Source organism: Rhizobium tropici CIAT 899 (assembly GCF_000330885.1).
Lineage (GTDB): Bacteria > Pseudomonadota > Alphaproteobacteria > Rhizobiales > Rhizobiaceae > Rhizobium > Rhizobium tropici.
In genome coordinates this window covers 2,217,413-2,236,687 of sequence record NC_020059.1, presented here as the reverse complement: position 1 = coordinate 2,236,687, position 19,275 = coordinate 2,217,413, and the positions used below count along the sequence as shown (strand labels likewise).

Annotated in this window: 20 protein-coding genes; 13 read left to right on the top strand and 7 right to left on the bottom strand. The window is 60.2% G+C overall.

Features of this window, described 5'->3' with window-relative positions:
* Positions 1 to 37 precede the first annotated feature (37 nt).
* From RTCIAT899_RS10935 to RTCIAT899_RS10915, 5 genes are all read left to right on the top strand, one after another.
* Positions 38 to 874, top strand: coding sequence for an NAD(P)-dependent oxidoreductase (locus tag RTCIAT899_RS10935; protein WP_015340293.1), 837 nt, complete (start codon positions 38 to 40; stop codon positions 872 to 874).
* A gap of 105 nt (positions 875 to 979) precedes the next feature.
* Positions 980 to 1,498, top strand: a complete 519-nt coding sequence (locus RTCIAT899_RS10930) for a dihydrofolate reductase (RefSeq protein WP_015340292.1) — start codon at positions 980 to 982, stop codon at positions 1,496 to 1,498.
* A gap of 163 nt (positions 1,499 to 1,661) precedes the next feature.
* Positions 1,662 to 2,786 carry an FtsH protease activity modulator HflK gene (hflK, locus tag RTCIAT899_RS10925; protein ID WP_015340291.1) on the top strand — a complete coding sequence of 375 codons (1,125 nt, stop codon included), beginning with the start codon at positions 1,662 to 1,664 and terminating at the stop codon, positions 2,784 to 2,786.
* Complete coding sequence (gene hflC, locus RTCIAT899_RS10920; RefSeq protein WP_015340290.1) at positions 2,786 to 3,724, top strand: protease modulator HflC; 939 nt, start codon at positions 2,786 to 2,788, stop codon at positions 3,722 to 3,724. The genes hflK and hflC overlap by 1 nt, the downstream gene beginning before the upstream one ends.
* Positions 3,725 to 3,917: 193 nt before the next feature.
* Complete coding sequence (locus RTCIAT899_RS10915; RefSeq protein WP_015340289.1) at positions 3,918 to 5,630, top strand: Do family serine endopeptidase; 1,713 nt, start codon at positions 3,918 to 3,920, stop codon at positions 5,628 to 5,630.
* Between the two features lie 3 nt (positions 5,631 to 5,633).
* Here the strand turns inward: RTCIAT899_RS10915 and RTCIAT899_RS10910 are convergent, their stop codons facing one another.
* Together RTCIAT899_RS10910 and serB are read right to left on the bottom strand one after the other, a co-directional pair.
* Positions 5,634 to 6,215, bottom strand: coding sequence for a GNAT family N-acetyltransferase (locus RTCIAT899_RS10910; RefSeq protein WP_015340288.1), 582 nt, complete (start codon positions 6,213 to 6,215; stop codon positions 5,634 to 5,636).
* Between the two features lie 33 nt (positions 6,216 to 6,248).
* Positions 6,249 to 7,139: a phosphoserine phosphatase SerB gene (gene serB / locus RTCIAT899_RS10905; RefSeq protein WP_015340287.1), complete on the bottom strand. Its 891-nt coding sequence runs from the start codon at positions 7,137 to 7,139 to the stop codon at positions 6,249 to 6,251.
* 13 nt (positions 7,140 to 7,152) lie between these two features.
* On the opposite strand from serB, the gene miaA reads away from it, so the two are divergent.
* Complete coding sequence (gene miaA / locus RTCIAT899_RS10900; protein WP_015340286.1) at positions 7,153 to 8,034, top strand: tRNA (adenosine(37)-N6)-dimethylallyltransferase MiaA; 882 nt, start codon at positions 7,153 to 7,155, stop codon at positions 8,032 to 8,034.
* A gap of 7 nt (positions 8,035 to 8,041) precedes the next feature.
* Here miaA and RTCIAT899_RS10895 read toward each other — a convergent pair whose 3' ends face one another.
* Positions 8,042 to 10,066, bottom strand: a complete 2,025-nt coding sequence (locus RTCIAT899_RS10895; RefSeq protein ID WP_015340285.1) for an ATP-binding protein — start codon at positions 10,064 to 10,066, stop codon at positions 8,042 to 8,044.
* Between the two features lie 327 nt (positions 10,067 to 10,393).
* On the opposite strand from RTCIAT899_RS10895, the gene RTCIAT899_RS10890 reads away from it, so the two are divergent.
* From RTCIAT899_RS10890 to RTCIAT899_RS10880, 3 genes are all read left to right on the top strand, one after another.
* Positions 10,394 to 12,187: an acetolactate synthase 3 large subunit gene (locus RTCIAT899_RS10890; protein WP_015340284.1), complete on the top strand. Its 1,794-nt coding sequence runs from the start codon at positions 10,394 to 10,396 to the stop codon at positions 12,185 to 12,187.
* Between the two features lie 83 nt (positions 12,188 to 12,270).
* A complete protein-coding gene (gene ilvN, locus RTCIAT899_RS10885) occupies positions 12,271 to 12,843 on the top strand; it encodes an acetolactate synthase small subunit (RefSeq protein ID WP_015340283.1) in 573 nt (190 codons plus the stop codon).
* Positions 12,844 to 12,935: 92 nt separating this feature from the next.
* Positions 12,936 to 13,967 carry a capsular polysaccharide export protein, LipB/KpsS family gene (locus RTCIAT899_RS10880; protein ID WP_015340282.1) on the top strand — a complete coding sequence of 344 codons (1,032 nt, stop codon included), beginning with the start codon at positions 12,936 to 12,938 and terminating at the stop codon, positions 13,965 to 13,967.
* A 2-nt stretch (positions 13,968 to 13,969) separates the two neighbouring features.
* Here RTCIAT899_RS10880 and RTCIAT899_RS10875 read toward each other — a convergent pair whose 3' ends face one another.
* Complete coding sequence (locus tag RTCIAT899_RS10875) at positions 13,970 to 14,815, bottom strand: aldo/keto reductase (RefSeq protein WP_015340281.1); 846 nt, start codon at positions 14,813 to 14,815, stop codon at positions 13,970 to 13,972.
* 205 nt (positions 14,816 to 15,020) lie between these two features.
* On the opposite strand from RTCIAT899_RS10875, the gene RTCIAT899_RS10870 reads away from it, so the two are divergent.
* From RTCIAT899_RS10870 to RTCIAT899_RS10855, 4 genes are read left to right on the top strand one after another with little or no spacing between them, the layout of a single operon-like run.
* Positions 15,021 to 15,614, top strand: coding sequence for a LysE family translocator (locus RTCIAT899_RS10870; protein WP_015340280.1), 594 nt, complete (start codon positions 15,021 to 15,023; stop codon positions 15,612 to 15,614).
* A 23-nt stretch (positions 15,615 to 15,637) separates the two neighbouring features.
* Positions 15,638 to 16,282 (top strand): nitrile hydratase subunit alpha, encoded by a 645-nt coding sequence (nthA, locus tag RTCIAT899_RS10865; protein WP_015340279.1) that lies wholly within the window; start codon positions 15,638 to 15,640, stop codon positions 16,280 to 16,282.
* Positions 16,279 to 16,938: a nitrile hydratase subunit beta gene (nthB, locus tag RTCIAT899_RS10860; protein ID WP_015340278.1), complete on the top strand. Its 660-nt coding sequence runs from the start codon at positions 16,279 to 16,281 to the stop codon at positions 16,936 to 16,938. The genes nthA and nthB overlap by 4 nt, the downstream gene beginning before the upstream one ends.
* Positions 16,925 to 17,296: a nitrile hydratase accessory protein gene (locus tag RTCIAT899_RS10855; protein WP_041677523.1), complete on the top strand. Its 372-nt coding sequence runs from the start codon at positions 16,925 to 16,927 to the stop codon at positions 17,294 to 17,296. Before nthB ends, RTCIAT899_RS10855 begins: the two co-directional genes overlap by 14 nt.
* 224 nt (positions 17,297 to 17,520) lie before the next feature.
* Here the strand turns inward: RTCIAT899_RS10855 and RTCIAT899_RS10850 are convergent, their stop codons facing one another.
* Genes RTCIAT899_RS10850 through RTCIAT899_RS10840 form a run of 3 tightly spaced genes read right to left on the bottom strand, consistent with a single transcriptional unit; the run spans position 17,521 to position 19,239 of the window.
* Positions 17,521 to 18,324: an anti-sigma factor family protein gene (locus RTCIAT899_RS10850; protein WP_015340276.1), complete on the bottom strand. Its 804-nt coding sequence runs from the start codon at positions 18,322 to 18,324 to the stop codon at positions 17,521 to 17,523.
* Positions 18,321 to 18,875: an RNA polymerase sigma factor gene (locus RTCIAT899_RS10845; RefSeq protein WP_041677521.1), complete on the bottom strand. Its 555-nt coding sequence runs from the start codon at positions 18,873 to 18,875 to the stop codon at positions 18,321 to 18,323. The genes RTCIAT899_RS10850 and RTCIAT899_RS10845 overlap by 4 nt, the downstream gene beginning before the upstream one ends.
* On the bottom strand, positions 18,859 to 19,239 hold the full coding sequence (locus tag RTCIAT899_RS10840; RefSeq protein WP_015340274.1) for a COG4315 family predicted lipoprotein: 381 nt from the start codon (positions 19,237 to 19,239) through the stop codon (positions 18,859 to 18,861). The genes RTCIAT899_RS10845 and RTCIAT899_RS10840 overlap by 17 nt, the downstream gene beginning before the upstream one ends.
* Positions 19,240 to 19,275: the final 36 nt, after the last annotated feature.

Below are 19,275 nucleotides of genomic sequence, written 5' to 3'. Positions count from 1 at the left end.
TGCTGCCGTCTTCCTCGATCGGAGAAGGAGATTCGCCGTGGAGATCGCAGTCATCGGAGCCGGTGCTATGGGAAGCGCTATTGGCCGGCGTTTGGTCGAAAATGGGGCGAGGGTGCTCACTTATCTCGACGGACGCTCGGCTTCGACCATCGAACGGGCGAAAGCAGCCGGCATGGAGCCGGTTGGATTGGACGCTATCGCCGCGTCGCGTCTCATTCTTTCCATCGTTCCGCCGGCGGAGGCTGTTGCCGTCGCTGAGCAGATCGCCGCTGAACTGCGTCGGATGGGCGCGAAAACGACCTTCATGGACTGCAATGCGATTTCGCCGAGGACCATGGTGGAGGTCGCGGCGATTTTCGGCGGCGATTGCGGCATGGTTCTCGACGGCTCCATCATAGGCGGTCCGCCGAAGCCCGGCCAGAAGGGGCCGAAACTCTATGTGAGCGCCGATACCGCGAACGACAGCGGCGTGCTGGTCGAATACGGACTGCAGGTTCGCCACATCGATGGGGCAATCGGCGCGGCCTCGGCATTGAAGATGTGCTATGCCGGCATCAACAAGGGCGTTACAGGCCTCGGCGCCGCCATGTTGCTTGCCGCGATCCGCTCGGGTGCCGATGCCGCCCTGAAGCGCGAACTTCAGGAAAGCCTGCCGGATCTCGATGCGAAATTCGTCCACGGCATTCCGGACATGTATCCGAAAGCCTACCGATGGGTCGCGGAAATGGAAGAGATTTCCGAGTTCCTCGGCGAGGATGATCCGGCCGCCCTGATCTTTAAGGGCATGGCCGGGCTCTATCGGAAGATGGCCAGGGATCGCGAAGAGGGAGGTCTGTTGGCCGGCCAGCTCGATAATTTGAATAGCGGTGGCTGATATTGGGCCGGGATAGGTGCGTTCCATCTGCCGCCGCCGCATTGATGATGTAAAGTCGCCTCGCCGACTCGTATTGGCGTCGGCGAGGCAGATTGAGGGAGACGTATGACCCAGCCGATCAAGACCATCGTCGTTGCCGTATCGCGTAACGGCATCATCGGACGCGAAGGCGACATGCCCTGGCGATTGTCATCCGATCTCAAGCGTTTCAAGGCGATGACGCTCGGCAAGCCGGTGATCATGGGACGCAAGACGTTCCAGTCGATCGGTAAGCCGCTACCGGGCCGGCCGAATGTCGTCATTACCCGCGACACCGATTTTGCAGCCGAGGGGATAACGGTCGCACACTCGCTTGATGAAGCGATCTCGGTTGCATCCCGTCTGGCCAAGGAGAGCAATGTCGACGAAATCTGCATCCTCGGCGGCGGCGAAATCTATCGGCAGGCGATTGATCTCTCCGACCGGCTACTGATCACCCATGTCGAGGCGGATGTGGAGGGCGACACATCCTTTCCAAAGATCGATCCCGGCATCTGGCAGGCAGATAGCGAGCTTGCCGTGCCGGCTGGAGAAAAGGACACTTATCCGACGCGTTTCGTTCGCTATTTCAGGCGAAAGGCATAAGAGCTGCCCCTAAAAAGCAAATATTTTCCAATGAATCCGACGAACTTCCTGAAGTCGCGTTGAAAGCAGGTGCTTCGATACCTATAACGGGAAACAATCGCTGCCACCCACGGATTTCATGGGCTTGGCGCGATATCGGGAGTCAACAAACAAAGAGGTTTTGATGCCTTGGAGCAATCAGAATGGCGGCGGCGGTGGCCCATGGGGCGGCGGTGGCGGCGGAAATAATCAGGGACCTTGGGGACAGGGACCGAACCGGCCGCGGGGCAGCGGCAATGGAGGACCTCCGGACCTGGAGGATATCATTCGCCGCGGTCAGGACCGATTGAAAGGTTTCGTGCCCGGTGGCTTCAATGCAGGCGTCGTTCTCATCATCATCGCAGTGATTGCCGTTTTCTGGCTGATCCAGTGCATCTATACCGTGCAGCCGGACGAGCGCGGCGTTGAACTGCGCTTCGGCAAGCCGCGTGAAGAAATCTCCATGCCCGGCCTGCATTTCCATATTTGGCCGATGGACCGCATCGAATTCGTGAAGGTCACAGAGCAGCAGCGCAATATCGGCGGCCGCTCCTCGGCCGGTTCGAATGCTGGCCTGATGCTGACGGGCGATCAGAACATCGTCAATGTGCAGTTCTCAATCCTCTATACCGTGACCAACCCGCAATCCTATCTGTTCAATCTCGAGACCCCCGACGAGACTTTGCAGCAGGTTGCGGAAAGTGCCATGCGTGAGGTCGTTGGTCGCCGCCCGGCTCAGGACATCTATCGCGACAAGCGTCAGGAAATCGCAACCGAGGTCAGAAGTATCATCCAGGATACGATGGATCGCTACGGCTCCGGTATCTCCATCAATGCCGTCCCGATCGAGGATGTCTCGCCGCCGCGCGAAGTGGCCGACGCATTCGAAGAAGTACAGCGTGCGGAGCAGAACGAAGACCAGCAGGTGGAAGAGGCCAATCAATATGCCAACCAGAAGCTCGGTCAGGCCCGCGGCCGCGCGGCTCAGATCCGCGAAGAAGCGGCTGCCTACAAGGATCGTATCGTGAAGGAAGCTCAGGGTGAGGCGCAGCGCTTCATCTCGATCTACGACGAATACGTCAAGGCGCCCGAGGTCACGCGCAAGCGTCTGTTCCTGGAAACCATGGAGTCCGTCATCGGCAATTCCAACAGCATTATCATCGACGACAAGCAGGGCGTCGTGCCTTATCTGCCGCTGAATGAAGTCGGCAAGCAGTCCACGACACAGGCGGGCAAGCCCGCTGCTGCAACTCAGCCGGAGGCCAAATAATGACATCCAGCCGTTTGCCAGCCATTCTTATCGCGCTCGCGGTAGTACTGCTGCTTATCTATTCGTCGGTGTTCGTGGTCAATGCCCGTGAACAGGCGATCGTCCTGCGCTTCGGCCAGATTCGCGCCGTGAAGACGGAGCCGGGCATCTACTTCAAGCTACCTTTTGCCTTCATGGATGCCGATCGCGTCCAGTATGTGCAGCAGCAGGAACTCCGCTTCGATCTGGACAATATCCGTGTCCAGGTCTCGGGCGGCAAGTTCTACGAAGTCGATGCCTTCGTCGTCTACAAGATCATGGATGCGCGCAAGTTCCGCGAGACCGTCTCGGGCGATCGCGATGCGGCCGAATCGCGTCTCAGGACGCGCCTCGACGCTGCTCTGCGTCGCGTCTATGGCCTGCGCGGCTTCGAGGCGGCGCTTTCCAACGAGCGCGCCGCGATGATGACGGACGTGCGCAACGATCTCCATCGCGATGCGGAAACACTCGGCCTAAACATTGAAGACGTCCGCATCCGCCGCACGGACCTGTCTCAGGAAGTGTCGCAGAACACTTACGACCGCATGAAGGCCGAGCGTCTGGCGGAAGCCGAGCTGATCCGCGCGCGCGGTAACGAAGAAGGCCAGCGCCGCCGGGCCGTCGCGGACCGTCAAGTCGTCGAGATCGTTGCCGATGCGCAGAAGGATTCGGAAGTATTGCGTGGTGAAGGCGAAGCCGAACGCAACGGCATCTTTGCGGATGCTTCCAAGCGCGATCCGAACTTCTACGAGTTCTATCGCTCGATGGCTGCCTACAACAAGGCGCTTGCCTCGGGTGGCAAGACGCTTGTCCTGCCGCCGAACCAGTCGGACTTCTTCAAGTATTTCGACAGTCCTGCCGGTTCTGCGCCCAATTCCGGGGCGCCGGCGCTCGCCAATCCGACGGCGCCCGCGAACTAAGGCGTTGGTGCTAGAAATGAAAGGGCTGCCTCAGGGTGGCCCTTTTCTTTGTGACGGATGGCATCACTTTTAGCCTGTGAGCATTGGCGGGACGGAGGTCCGGGGATTTCGCAAAAAGGTGATTTCACGCTTCATCATTCCGCCTTATGTTGATGCTTATACAAGTTTTCCCCTATCTTGATGAGGATGCCTGATGGCTTCGACCAATCGCCTGCCTTTCAGCCGTTCGTTTGCCTTGCTCGCAAGCATTGCAGTGATTGCCGCCCCCGTTGCGGGCGTTACCGAACAGGCTTATGCGCAGACGCAGAACAGCGGTGCGACCGCAGGTGCCCAGCCGCCAGCAACGCCGAACAATCAGACGCCGCCGACAGCATCTCCTACGATCACCACGAATCCGGCGATGAATGCAGGGCCGGCATCGGTTGCAGATCTTGCTTCCGGCCTGCTCGACGCGGTCGTCAATATTTCCACGTCGCAGAAGGTCAAGGATGAGGGGAATGGGCCGGCGACCCCGAAGGTGCCGGACAATTCGCCCTACCAGGATGAATTCAAGGATTTCTTCAACAACAAGAAAGACGACGACAGCAACCGTAAGGTGAGCTCGCTCGGTTCTGGATTCGTCATCGATCCCGCAGGCTATATCGTCACCAACAATCACGTCATTGAAGGTGCCGACGATATCGAGGCGATCTTCCCGAACGGCACGAAGCTGAAGGCCAAGCTGATCGGAACGGATACGAAGACCGATCTTTCGGTTCTCAAGGTCGAGCCCAAGCATCCGCTGACGTCAGTCAAGTTCGGCGATTCCTCAAAGATGCGGATCGGCGACTGGGTGATGGCGATCGGCAATCCGTTCGGCCTCGGCGGCTCGGTGACCATCGGCATCGTCTCGGCGCGCGGCCGCAACATCAACGCCGGCCCCTACGATAACTTCATCCAGACTGATGCGGCGATCAACAAGGGCAATTCCGGCGGTCCGCTCTTCAACATGAAGGGCGAGGTGATTGGCATCAATACGGCGATCATCTCCCCGAGCGGTGGCTCGATCGGTATCGGCTTTGCAGTGCCGTCGGAACTGGCGGAAGGCGTCGTCAATCAGCTCCGAGACTTCGGCGAGACGCGCCGCGGCTGGCTCGGCGTGCGCATTCAGCCGGTCACGGACGATGTTGCTAATAGCCTCGGCCTATCCGAAGCCAAGGGCGCGCTCGTCGCTGGTGTCATCAAGGGCGGCCCTGTCGATAACGGCTCGATCAAGGCGGGCGATGTCATCCTTAAATTTGACGGCAAGGATGTGGAAGAGATGCGCGACTTGCCGCGCGTCGTTGCCGAAAGCACCGTCGGCAAGGAAGTCGACGTCGTCATCTATCGCGATGGCAAGCAGCAGACCGTCAAGGTGACGCTCGGCCGGCTGGAGGACAGCGACCAGGCGGCAGCCGCAAGCGCCGACAAGAACAAGAAGCCACAGCTCGCGCCCGACGATAAGGGCAATAGCGATGGTGTCATCAATCCCGACCAGGGGGACGAGGGTGACGACGACGGCATGGATGGGCAGGATCAGGGAGGCGATCCGCAGCAATCGCCGCAGGCCCAGCCGCCGGTCCAGGCAACCTCGAGCATTCTCGGAATGAAGCTGTCGACGCTGACCGCCGAAAACCGCAAGAGCTTCGGAATTGCCGACAGTGTCGATGGCGTTGTCATCACCGAAGTGGCGCCAGGCTCGGCGGCGGCGGAAAAGGGGCTGAAGCCCGGCGATGTCGTCGTTGAGGTTGCGCAGGAATTCGTCCAGACTCCGAGTGCTGCCTCGGAGAAGGTGGCTTCGCTGAAGCGGGAAGGCCGCCGCAATGCGCAGATGATGATCGCGTCTCCGAAGGGTGACTTGCGTTTCATCGCCGTTGCGCTTGAGTAGAAGTCAGCTCCCGACTTGCTCCATCTGTTGTGCCCGCCATTCAGCTTCCGTTAGGCGATAGAGGACATGGCGCTTTAGGTGCGGATGCGTGTCGGGAACGTTGGGGTGATCGAAGTCGCCGCCCTCGACGCGGTGCATGCCGATCCGCGCCATTACGGCGGTCGATCTGACATTGTTGTGCACGGCGAAGGAAACGATTTGATCCAGATCGAGCTTTCCGAAGCCATAGGCTAGCAATGCCCGCGCCGCTTCGGTGACCAGTCCCTTGCCCCATTGTCGTGCTACGAGCCGCCAGCCGATCTCGATCGTTCCGACTGGGACGAATGGCTCAAGGTGATTCGTCCGCATCAGCCCGCAATAGCCGATCGCCTCACGGCTTTCCTTCAGCTCGAGCACGTAAAGGCCGAGCCCGGTTTCCGTGATCATTGACTGGACGCGATCGAAAAAGGCGTCCGCTTCAGCGCGATTGCGGCGAAACGGAAAGAACTCCATGACGGCCTCGTCGGAATTGATCTCGTAGGCCAGATCATGATCCGTCTCGCGCCAATTGCGGATGATGAGGCGTTCGGTTTCGGTGATGATCATCTGCGGCCCCTGACTTCAGCGATTTGGACTGCTCTATGGTTTGACGAAGTCCGTCTTGCGGTAGCCCTGGATATAGAGCAGGGCAGTCAGGTCACCGTGGTCGATGCGCATTCTGGCCTGTGCCGAAACGGTGGGCTTGGCATGGAGCGCGACGCCCGAACCGGCAAGCTGCAGCATGCCAAGGTCGTTGGCGCCGTCGCCGACTGCCAGCGCGTCATCGGTGGAAATGCCGAGCCTCTCGACTATATCGTTCAGCGCATCCACCTTGGCCTGCTTGCCGAGGATGGGTTCCTCGACGAAGCCTGTCAGGATGCCGTTTTCTTCGAGCAGGATATTGGCCCGGTTCTCGTCGAAGCCGAGCGTGGCGCCGATGCGGCTGGTGAAGACAGTGAAGCCACCGGAAACGAGGGCGGCGTAATAGCCCTTCGCTTTCATGGTGGCGATGAGCTCGGGGCCGCCCGGCGTCAGCGTGATGCGCTTGGCAATGACATCGTCGACAACGGAGAGCGGCAATCCTTTGAGGAGAGCGACGCGCTCGCGCAGGGCCGGCTCGAAGGCAATTTCCCCATTCATGGCGCGGGCGGTGATATCGGCAACCTTCTCCTTGAGGCCGACTTCGGCGGCAAGCTCGTCGATGCATTCCTGGCCGATCATCGTGGAATCCATGTCGGCGATCAGCAATTTCTTGCGACGGGTTTCGGCCTCCTGGATCGCCAGATCGATCGGTGCGCTGCCGATCACCGCCAGGATATTGGCTTCCGCTGCCTCGATATCGTTGTCGTCGCGTAGCGCGATATCGCAGGCAATGCCGTCGGCAAGCCAATAGAGCCCGGACGCTTTGACAGCATCAGCCGCCTGTTCTGCGATGGCCGGAACGAGAACGGGGTTTGACGGATTGGCAATAAGCGTGGCAACGAAGGCCATGAGCAGAAACCCTATGAGCAATATCGACGCGATCCTGATAACCGGGCCGACCGCCAGCGGCAAGTCCGCACTGGCGGTGGAATTGGCACGTTCGCACGATGGCGTCGTCATCAATGCCGACAGCATGCAGGTCTATGACACCCTGCGCGTGCTGACCGCGCGGCCGGATGAAGCAGATATGGAAGGCATTCCGCACCATCTTTATGGCCACGTTCCAGCCGGCGAAGCCTATTCGACCGGCGTCTGGCTGCGCGAGGTAGGCGCCTTGGTCGAACGCTTGCGCGGCGAGGGCAGAATGCCTGTCTTTGTCGGGGGGACGGGTCTTTATTTCAAGGCGCTGACGGGCGGGCTTTCCGATATGCCCGAGATTCCGTCCGATATCCGCGATCGGCTCCGCGGCCGGCTGCTGGCGGAAGGGACGGAAACTCTGCATCGTGAGCTTGCGGAGCGCGACGCCGCCGTCGCGAAAACACTGAACCCGCAGGACGGACAGCGCATCGTTCGCGCCCTGGAAGTGATTGAAGCGACGGGTCGGTCCATCGCCGCTTTTCAGGGTAAGAACGGACCAATGATCATTAATCCCGACCGTGCGCGAAAGATCGTGGTTCTGCCTGAGCGCGCTATCCTGCATGAACGCATCAACAGCCGTTTCGAGAAAATGCTGGCGATGGGAGCGGAAGATGAGGTGCGGGCTTTGCTGGCACTGGATCTTCCGCCGGAAATGCCGGTCATGAAAGCGATCGGGGTCATGCAGATCGCCGCGATGCTGAAGGGGGAGATGACGCGTGCCGAGGTCATCGAAACCGGATCCGCGGCGACACGGCAATATGCCAAGCGGCAGATGACCTGGTTCCGTAATCAGATGGACGAGAGTTGGGAGCGCTTGAGCCCGTAGTCCGGTATCAGTCCTTGTCGTAGAGACTGCTGAGCGGCTTTTTCAGAAGGCTGTCCCGCAAGGACAAGCCGGGTTCGCGCCGCAGGGATGGAGCGGGCTCTCTCGGCGACACCGAGCGCGTGCCTCCCTCGTCGCTGCGGAATTCGCGACGCAATTCCGCAAGCTTGCTATCGATCGATGTTTGTGAAGCCGCCGCGGGTTGTGGTGCGGCGGTACGAGGCAGCATGTCTGGACGATAGGGTTCGATCGGTTGCAGGCTCGATTCCGCTTGGGGCCGGATTGGCTGCTCGACCGGCACTTCGTCGAAATCATCCTTGATATCCGTCACGGGCATAGCATTGTAGCCATGTTGCAGAGGACTGATATCGGGGCCCGAAATCGAACGCATGCGGCCGATGATCGTGCGCAGATCGACCGTATCCGGCGAGTCTTCGCTGGTTTTCGCGACGCTGCCGCTCGCTTTTGGCAGCAAATGTCGATCGACCTGGGAAAAGCGCATGCGCATCGGCACTGCGATGGCCTCGCCGAAGGCGATGGCCTCGCCGTTGCCAATCGATGAAAGAAAGCTGGTCGTCGAGATCGAGGAGTTCGGGATGGCCGAGCGGATGATTTCCTGGTCGCGATCATTGGCAAGGCGCATGGCAAACAGCGTCGAACACTGCGACAGGATCGTCTGGTCCAGTTCGCCCGGCCGCTGCGTGATGATGCCGAGCGATACGCCGTATTTGCGCCCTTCCTTGGCGATGCGGGCGATCGCCTGGCGCGTTGGGAAGAAGCCAAGGCTCGGATCGGCAGGAATATAGCGGTGAGCTTCCTCGCAGACGACGAGCATATGGATCGCGCCGTCGCTCCAGAGCGCCAGTTCGAAGGCCATGCGGCAAAGTACTGAAGCGACAGAATTGATGACTTCCGAAGGGATGCCGGCGAGCTGGAAGGTGCAGATCGGCTTGCCGTCGCCGGGAATGCGGAAGATCTTGGCGATGGTCTCCATGATCGTGTCGGTGATCGTATTGTTGGAGAACATGAAATGATAGCGCGGATCGTTGATCGCCGAGATGATGCGCATCTTCAGTGAGCGCAGGTGCGGCTTTTCCTGACGGCCCTCAAGGCGGCCGATACGCTCGTCGATCAGCGCCAGAAGATCGGCCATGCGATAGGGGACGGGTGTGTCCGCAGTCACCGAAGACTTTTCCGTCTGGCGGCGCATCAGGCTTGAATCGCTGCCGCGGAAACCGCGTCTCGCTTCGGGAATGAGATCGCGCAGAGCATCGAGTTCCTCAGGCACCGCCGGCCGGCCACGGAAGACGACTTCGCTAAATTCGTCGAGACGCATCAGCCAGAAGGGCAGATCAAGCGTATCAGTGTCGATGACGACGGCCTGCCTGGGGAAGGCGGCCGCGAATTCATTGTGCGGATCGAGGATCAGCACGCGCAATTTCGGATCGGCTGTGATTGCCTTGTGCAACAGCAGCGATACGGCAGTGGATTTGCCGACGCCGGTCGAGCCGACGACTGCAAAATGTTTCGAGAGCATTGAGGGAATATGAATGGCAGCGTCGATGCTTTCGTCCTGCGTCAGCTTGCCGATGACACAGCTGCTGCCCTTGCCGGCATCGAAGATGCGCATGAGATCGGCGGCACGAATGCGATGCGCAATGGCCCCGAGATACGGATAGGCGGTAATGCCGCTCGAAAACTCCTCGCGGCCATCCGGTCCGACGCGGACTTCGCCAAGCAATTCCACCTCGATGCGGAAGAGATTGTCCTGCCCTTCGCCCCAGCCGACGCTTTGTGTATTCATCGAATAGACGAGCGCTGCGACGCGGTTCTTCCCGACGCTAATGGAAATCAGCCGGCCCACGGACCAGAGTTCGGTCAGGTCCGTGCCGCCGGCCTCGGCCACAGCGGCGATCGTCGCTCTGGAACCGTTGCACGCGACGACACGACCGAGAAAGCGATTTCCCGGTTTCAACTTGTCGCGGCGATCAAGATCTCCCGCGCTGCCCGATGTCTGCAGATCGTTATTCAGCAAACAATTACCCCAATTTTAGATGTCGGAGCATAGAGACGTGGGCTTAACAAAACCCTGTCTGCCATCCGCTCTTTTTATAGCGTTATGATGCAGCCGCGATTTTTTATTGCTTCACGCGTTGACGCTTCGAAATTTTCTGTCTATCACTTCGGCCCATGAAAAACTCGATCGTTCTTATCGTGGTGGGAAGGCGCATGGGCAGGATGGTGTAACCATCCGGCGATAGCCACCCATGCGCTAGATGACAGGCTCCCGAAGGGGCCTTTTTTTATGCCCGAAATCGAGATTTCATCTTTCCAAACCTCCAGCAGACAGCGGAACAAACGTATGACCGGCACAGATAATCAGGCGAGCGGCAATCGAATGACAGGCGCGGAGATCGTGTTGCAGGCGCTCAAGGACAACGGCGTCGAACACATCTTCGGTTATCCGGGCGGCGCTGTGCTTCCGATCTATGACGAGATCTTCCAGCAGGACGACATCAAGCACATTCTCGTCCGCCACGAACAGGGCGCCGGCCATGCGGCCGAAGGCTATGCCCGCTCCACCGGCAAGGTCGGCGTCATGCTGGTCACCTCCGGTCCGGGTGCGACCAATGCCGTCACCCCGCTGCAGGACGCCTTGATGGATTCGATTCCGCTCGTCTGCCTCAGTGGTCAGGTTCCGACCACGCTGATCGGCTCCGATGCGTTCCAGGAATGCGATACGGTCGGGATCACACGTCCCTGCACCAAGCACAACTGGCTGGTCAAGGATGTCAACGAACTGGCCGCCGTCATCCACGAAGCCTTCCGCATCGCGCAGTCAGGCCGTCCCGGTCCTGTCGTCGTCGACATTCCGAAGGACATTCAGTTTGCGACCGGCACCTATACGCCGCCGGAAGCCCATGATGTCCAGAAGAGCTATCAGCCGAAGATCCAGGGCGATCTCAACAAGATTCACCAGGCGATCGAGCTGATGAAGAATGCCCGTCGTCCGGTCATCTATTCCGGCGGCGGCGTCGTCAACTCCGGTCCAGAAGCTTCCAAGCTGCTGCGCGAGCTGGTCGAGCTGACAAATTTCCCGATCACATCGACGCTGATGGGCCTCGGCGCCTACCCGGCATCGGGCAAGAGCTGGCTCGGCATGCTCGGCATGCACGGTTCCTATGAAGCCAACATGGCGATGCATGATTGCGACGTCATGGTTTGCATCGGCGCGCGCTTCGACGACCGCATTACCGGCCGTCTCAATGCCTTCTCGCCGAATTCGAAGAAGATCCATATCGATATCGATCCGTCCTCGATCAACAAGAACGTTCACGTCGATATCGGCATTCTCGGTGATGTCGGCAATGTTCTGGAAGACATGGTTCGCCTGTGGCGCGCCCTGCCGCAGAAGCCTGCGGCGGACCGCCTCAGCGACTGGTGGGCCGATGTTGCGCGCTGGCGTGCGCGCAACTCCTTCGCCTACAAGCCGAGCGACGATGTCATCATGCCGCAATATGCGATCCAGCGCCTTTATGAGCTGACCAAGCATCGCGATACCTACATCACGACCGAAGTCGGTCAACACCAGATGTGGGCGGCGCAGTTCTACGGCTTCGAACAACCGAACCGCTGGATGACCTCGGGCGGTCTCGGAACCATGGGCTACGGCCTGCCGGCTGCGCTCGGCGTTCAGATCGCCCATCCGGAAAGCCTGGTTATCGACATTGCCGGCGATGCCTCGATCCAGATGTGCATTCAGGAAATGTCGGCCGCGATCCAGCACAATGCGCCGATCAAGATCTTCATCCTGAACAACCAATACATGGGCATGGTTCGCCAGTGGCAGCAGCTGCTGCATGGGAACCGCCTGTCGAACTCCTACACGGAAGCGATGCCTGATTTCGTCAAGCTTGCGGAAGCCTATGGCGCCGTCGGCCTGCGCTGCGAGAAGCCGGGTGACCTCGATGCCGCCATCCAGGAAATGATCGACGTCAACAAGCCGGTCATCTTCGATTGCCGTGTCGCCAATCTCGCCAACTGCTTCCCGATGATCCCCTCGGGCAAGGCACATAATGAGATGCTGCTGCCGGACGAGGCGACAGATGAGGCCGTCGCCAACGCGATCGATGCCAAGGGTCGCCAGCTGGTTTGATCGATAGCCGAGCGCGGCACAAGCTGCGCCCGGCCGATCTCGCTGGCATCTCGAACAAGAACCGAGGAAACGGAACAAGGATCATGAACGCACACCTTCAACCCACGGGCTCCGCCTACTTCATCTCGCCGGAAACCGCGGTGGCTGAGAGCCACACGCTTTCGGTGCTTGTCGACAACGAGCCCGGCGTTCTCGCCCGCGTCATCGGCCTGTTCTCCGGCCGGGGCTACAACATCGAGAGCCTCACGGTTTCCGAGACCGAGCATCAGGCGCATCTGTCGCGCATCACCGTCGTTACGCGCGGCACGCCGCAGGTGCTGGAGCAGATCAAGGCACAGCTCGAGCGCATCGTTCCCGTACATCGCGTCGTCGACTTGACGGTGCGCGCCCGCGAACTCGGCCAGGAGCGGCCGATCGAGCGCGAAGTGGCGCTGCTGAAGGTGACCGGAAGCGGCGAAATGCGCGCCGAAACGCTGCGGCTCGCCGACGCATTCCACGCCAAGGTGGTGGACGCGACCGTCGAGCACTTCATTCTCGAAATCACCGGCAAATCCTCGAAGATCGACCAGTTCATCGCCATCGTCAAGCCGCTCGGCCTCATCGAAGTCTGCCGCACCGGCATCGCCGCGATGAATCGCGGCTCGCAGGGGATGTAACGACCCTCCATCATTGACCGGCTTGCGGGCGTCGCCTAGCCTTTGCGACGCTCGGGCCGATCGACGGCTTGATTTATACGGGGGTAGCAGAGGTGGCGGCCGTCGCTGGCGAGATTTTTCCCGATATCGGCGAAAAGCCATGGCATCCGCCTGCCGACATGCGGCTTGGCGCCGCCTTCTTCGTCCGCAGTGATTTTCCCTGGCTCGGACATTATTTCGGCTCGCAGAAACTGGCTTCGATCCTTTCTCCTGGAATCGGCGGCATCCTGTCCTGGGGTGGCCGCGCGCCGGCCAAGATGGCGGCCAGGATTGCGCGGTTTCGCGGATTGCGTCACTGGCATCTGGAGGACGGCTTTCTGCGGTCGATGGGGCTCGGCAAGTCCGGCGCTATTCCGCTATCCATCGTTATCGACGATCTTGGTCTGCCCGTCGATGCAAACAGCCCGTCGCGGCTTGAACGGCTGATAGAAGGTGCCGGGGAGGCTGGAGATCTCGGCCGCGCCATTCGCGAGCAGATCGTTCTCAACAGGCTTTCGAAATACAATCATCTTCCTCATCGCGCGCCTCGCATCGAGCAAACGAAGAAGCGGCGCATTCTGCTTGTCGATCAGGTCGTCGGCGACGTTTCCGTCGGTAGGGCGCTTGGTTCGAGAGCCTCATTCGAGAAGATGCTTGCCGACGGATTGGCGAGCGATGCGCAATGCCTGATCCGCACCCATCCGGATGTAATGGCCGGACTTCGTAAGGGTTATCTTACGGATGACGCTTCGAAAGGCGATGCAATCCTTGTCGGCGACGAGGTGTCGGTGGCATCGATCCTCGACGTGATCGACGAGGTCTGGACAGTTTCCAGCCAATTCGGTTTCGATGCGCTGCTGCGTGGCATTCCAGTTCGCTGCTATGCCGCGCCCTTTTATGCCGGCTGGGGTGTGACCGAGGATCGTTTCGGCGTCTACACCAAGGCCGCGCTCGCCGGCCGTCGAACGAAACTTCGGACCGTCGACCAGATCGCTGCTGCCGCTTTTTCACTTTACCCGACCTATCGCGATCCGGCCGACTGGCGTGAGCTCGACGTTTTCCAAGCGATCGACCTGATCGTCGCGCAGCAGAAGGCGGCTGCCTGAACCTACAGCATGTCTAGCGACTTCTTCCGCGACGGCGGCGGGAAGGCAGCGTCGAGGACGGCCCAATCTTCGTCGGTGATGTCCACATCGATCGAGTCACGGTTCTCTTCGACACGCTGCGCGTTGGAGGATTTCGGGATCGATATGACGCCGTCGCGCTCCAGCAGAAAGGCGAGGGCGATCTGGGCCGGGGTCGCCTGGTAAGTCTTGGCGACGCGGATCAGCTCGGGATGATGGAGCAGGCGGCCTTGCTCGATCGGCGAATAGGCCATGATCGGAATGCTGCGCTCCTGGCACCAGGGCAAGAGGTCGTATTCGATGCCGCGTCGGGAGAGATTGTAGAGCACCTGATTGGCGGCGACATTGCCGCCGTTCGGCACGGAAAGCAGCTCGTCCATATCCGCGACGTCGAAATTCGAAACGCCCCAGGCCTCGATCTTGCCGGCGGCTTTCAGGCCTTCGAAAGCTTCCACCGTCTCTTCAAGCGGGTAGTTGCCGCGCCAATGCAGCAGATAGAGATCGATGCGATCGGTATTCAGGCGCTTCAGGCTGCGTTCGCAGGATTCGACCGCGCCTTTGCGGCTGGCATTGGCGGGATAGACCTTGCTGACAAGAAAAACCTCGTCGCGACGGCCTTCGATCGCCTTGCCGACGATCTCTTCCGAACCGCCGTTTGCGTACATTTCAGCCGTATCGATCAGCGTCATGCCGAGATCAAGGCCAGTTTTCAGGCTCGCGATTTCGTCCCTGGCAGTCGCGGCGCTCTCGCCCATATTCCACGTTCCCTGGCCAAGCGCCGGAACCTGGATGCCCGAGGGAAGGGTGACGGTTGGGATGGGCTCGCGCATAGTCATTCCTCATTACAGAAAACCGAAGGATAGGAGCATTCAACCGGATTTCAATCGACATCCGTCATGTCACCGTGACAATCACCCTATGGCTTTCGTATGGCTGGCAAACTAATGTCGGATAAAGATGCGCTGTCATATTCCACGCGCATGAAGACGAATTTCGGATGCCGCCTTGTCACGATACGGTGTCCCGGGAGGCATCATGGCGCTGGATACATTTCTGGCTCTTCTACTTTTCGCGTTCACCACATCGATCACGCCCGGACCGAACAACATGATGTTGTTTACCTCAGGTGTGAACTTCGGTTTCCGCCGCACCATTCCACACATGCTCGGCATCGGCGTCGGCTTTTTTGTGCTGCTGATTGCCGTGGGATTGGGATTGGGTGCGCTTCTGCACACGGTGCCGGTGCTCTATACCGCGCTTAAATTCGCTGGCGGAGCTTACCTTGTCTGGATTGCCTGGAAGATCGGTACCTCGCGCAGCCTGAGCGAGGCGGAAGGCGATGCAAAGCCGATGAGTTTCATCAGCGCTGCTGCGTTCCAATGGGTCAACCCCAAGGCGTGGGTGATGGCCGTCACCGCCATGGCCACTTACACAAATGAGCAGCTCTATCTCTTCACTGTCCTTCTCGTCGGGTTCGCGTTTGCCGCTGTGAACGTCCCCAGCGTATCGACCTGGGCCGGCTTCGGCTCCGTCCTGCGCGATTGGCTCTCCGATCCCGTCCGGCTGAAATGGTTCAACATAACCATGGCCGTTCTGCTGGTGCTCAGTCTCTGGCCGATGCTAAAGTAGGCGCAAAGAGACAGGAGACGGCCATGTCCCACGACCACTCGCATGATGACGACGATCATCATCACCATCATCACGACAACCACTATTCGGATATGCAGGCGCGGGTGAAGGCACTCGAAACGCTGTTGACGGAAAAAGGTTTGATCGACCCGGCGGCGATCGACCGCATCGTCGAGACCTATGAGACGAAGGTCGGGCCACGCAACGGCGCGCAGGTGGTGGCAAAGGCATGGAGCGATCCAAATTTTGCCGATTGGTTACGGCGCGACGCGACAGCGGCGATCGCCAGCCTCGGCTTTACCGGCCGCCAGGGCGAGCACATGCGTGCGGTGTTCAATACGCCGGAAACGCATAATCTGATCGTTTGCACGCTCTGCTCCTGCTATCCCTGGGCGGTGCTCGGGCTGCCGCCGGTCTGGTATAAGGCGCCGGCCTATCGATCGCGCGCGGTGATCGACCCGCGCGGCGTGCTCGCCGAATTCGACCTGACGCTGCCGCAGGAAACGAAGATCCGCGTCTGGGATTCGACGGCGGAACTTCGTTATCTGGTGATCCCCGAGCGGCCTGCCGCTTCCGAAGGCATGGACGAGGCGGCGCTCGCGGATCTCGTCAGCCGCGATGCCATGATCGGAACCGCGCTCGCCAAGACGCCGGAGACTGCACTATGAACGGCCCGCACGATCTTGGCGGCCAGATGGGCTTCGGCCCGGTCGCGCCGGAGCCGAACGAGCCCTATTTCCATGCGGAATGGGAAAAGCGCGCGCTCGGCATCACGCTCTCCTGCGGCGCTTTCGGCGCCTGGAACATCGACGAGAGCCGGCATGCGCGCGAAAATATTCCGCCGGCCGATTATCTGGGTGCCAGCTACTATGAGATCTGGACCCGCGCAGTCGATATGCTGCTGGAGCGGCATGGTTTTGCCACAGCCGAGGAACTGCGCAGCGGCCACGCGCTTGAACAGGGCAGGGTGCCGAAGCGGGTTCTTAAGGCCGACATGGTCGATGGCGCACTGGCCAAGGGCGGCCCCTGCGACCGGCCGCTCGATACCGCACCGCTCTTTGCCGTCGGTGATCATGTGCGCACCAAGAATTTCAATCCGACCGGCCATACCAGATTGCCCCGCTACGCCCGCGCCAAAATCGGTGTCGTTGAGGCCGTGCAGGGTTCTTTCGTCTTTCCCGACGACAATGCCCATGGCCGCGGCGAAAATCCGCAGTGGGTCTACACGGTCGTCTTCGATGGCGTCGAGATCTGGGGCGATGGCGCCGATCCTTCTCTGACGGTTTCGATCGATGCCTGGGAGAGCTATCTTGAGCGCATGTGAGATCGCATCGCCTTTGGCGCAATCGCCGCAGTTGCCGAAATCAGCCGATGGCGAGCCGGTCTTTCTCGAACCTTGGGCGGCAGAAGCTTTCGCCATGACAGTTCATCTGCACGAAAAAGGTCTGTTTGCCTGGAGCGAATGGGCTGAGCAGTTGTCGGCGGAACTGCACAAGCCGGGCCGAGCGATTGACGGCAGCGATTATTTCGATTGCTGGGTGGCTGCTCTGTCTGGCTTGCTCGTGTCGAAGGGTATCGCGGATGCCGATGCGATCCTGGCTTTGCAACAAAGCTGGCAACGTGCGGCGGAGGCAACGCCGCATGGCAAGCCGATTGCGCTGGAGAATGATCCTCGACTTTAGAAGGCGGGCTTGCCTGGGACCATCCTTGCCGTTCAAGGCTTCGGTCTGCGACCTCCGCACCTTAGGATAAGGATGGAGCAAGTGTCGAATTCCATGAAAGCTCACCTGATCTGCCTGCGCAAAAGACTAGCCCTTATGATGAGGAGGGCCAAGGGGCGGTCTCGCACCACGAGGGCGGGTGGCCGGCCCCTATCTAAATGTCCTATGCGAGTGTCCCGCCGGCGTCAGGAAGAGAACTGCTTGTAGCACTCGTCCGCCACCTGCCGCAGCATGTCGCGCGAGATTTCGCCTGTCACGGCATAGCCGAGATTGCCGTCGATCCAGTAGAAGGTCTCGACGGGTTTGTCGCTGGCGAAGCGGAAGCTGGTCGTGGTGTTGCCACTATTGCGCCCCACCAGCACGGTCAGGCGCTGGCCGCTGGCATTTTCATACATGAACAGGGCTCCGGGCGTACCGTTGATCGGCAGCAGCCGGCCGCCGACGAGCTGGAAACCCAGTTTCTGCAGGCTCGGCACCTTGAGGCCAGCGACATTCATGCGCTTCCCGAGCCAAGTGGCAAGATGTGCCTCCTGATCCGCGCCGACTTCGACGGGATGGCGGACATCGCTGGCATAGACGACGAAGGCCGAGTGTGCTTGCTGCGGCAGGGCTTCGATTGATGTCAGCTGCAATTCGGGTCTGGCAAAAAGATCAGGGCCGAAGTGACCGGCCGCAGCACCGACGATGAAGAGCGCCAATGAGGCGGCAAGCATCCTCAGCTTGGGGCTTCGTTGCGGGGCAGACGCCTGTGCGGCCGATGAGGTTCTGCTTTTCAAAATGAGGTCTGGGTCGCCATCTCTCGATACCGCATAAGGGGAGAACATGGCCCGGATGTCATGGTTCTGGGCTTGCCATGCAGCCACGGAAGCAGCCTCTTCAGGATTTTCGGCCAGCCATGCCTCCAGTTCCGCCTGTTTTTCCGGCGGCAGAAGACCATCGGCAAAGGCGTGAAGATCCGCTTCGGTCACGGTCGGTTTGTGTTCGTTCATTTTGGTCTCCGAAGCGTGACAACATTGTCTGCATTCAGCAGGCTGGTCATCTTCTGGCGGGCGCGTGACAGGCGCGACATGATTGTGCCGATCGGGATATCGAGCATGTCGGCGACATCCTGATAGCTGTAGCCCTCGACGACGACGAGCATCAGCACCGCGCGATAGTCTTCGCCGAGACTGTTCAACGCCGTTTCGAGGCGCGATCGCCGTAGCGGATCGTTATCCGTTTCGTCAGCCGGCAGGTGGCTGTTGTCATCGATATCGACGAAGCTGCGGCCGCCCTGCTGGCGCCGCTCGTTGCGGTAAAGATTGGTCATGATGGTGAAGATCCAGCCGCGCAGATTCAGTCCGCGCCATTGGCCGCGGCGGGCCAGAACCTTCTCGACACAATCCTGAAGCAGGTCCTCGCCATCGGCATCCGACCGGGCGAGGCTGCGCGAATAGCGTCGCAGCGAGGGGAGGAGCGCCAGCACCTCCGCCTCAAAACTATCTGGCGCTGGGGAGGGTCCCGCCGCGCCGTTTCCGGTCCGATCAGGGCCGTGCGACATCCCAGACGCCCTTGAAGCCGTCACCGGCGACATCACCGGACTTTGCGTCCTTGACGAAGAAATAGAGCGGCATGCCGTCCTTTGCCCACTGCTTCATCCCGTCCTTGCGGGTAATGATCGAATATGCACCCTCTGCCTTGGCTTTGCCATCGGCCATGAGCGGCGGCCAGGCCTTTGCGCAATCGCCGTTGCAATTGGATTCGCCCGACTTGTCGTTCTTGAACGTGTAGAGCGTCATGCCGTTTTCGCCGGCCAGCACCTTGCCCTTGGCGCTGTCGACCGTCTTGACGGGCGCGGCGGCGAAGGCGGCGGTGGCAAAGGCCGATGCCGCAGCGAGCGCGGCCAGGAAACTCAGGGTCTTCATGATGTCTCTCCTCGGGTGGGTGAACGATGGTCGTCC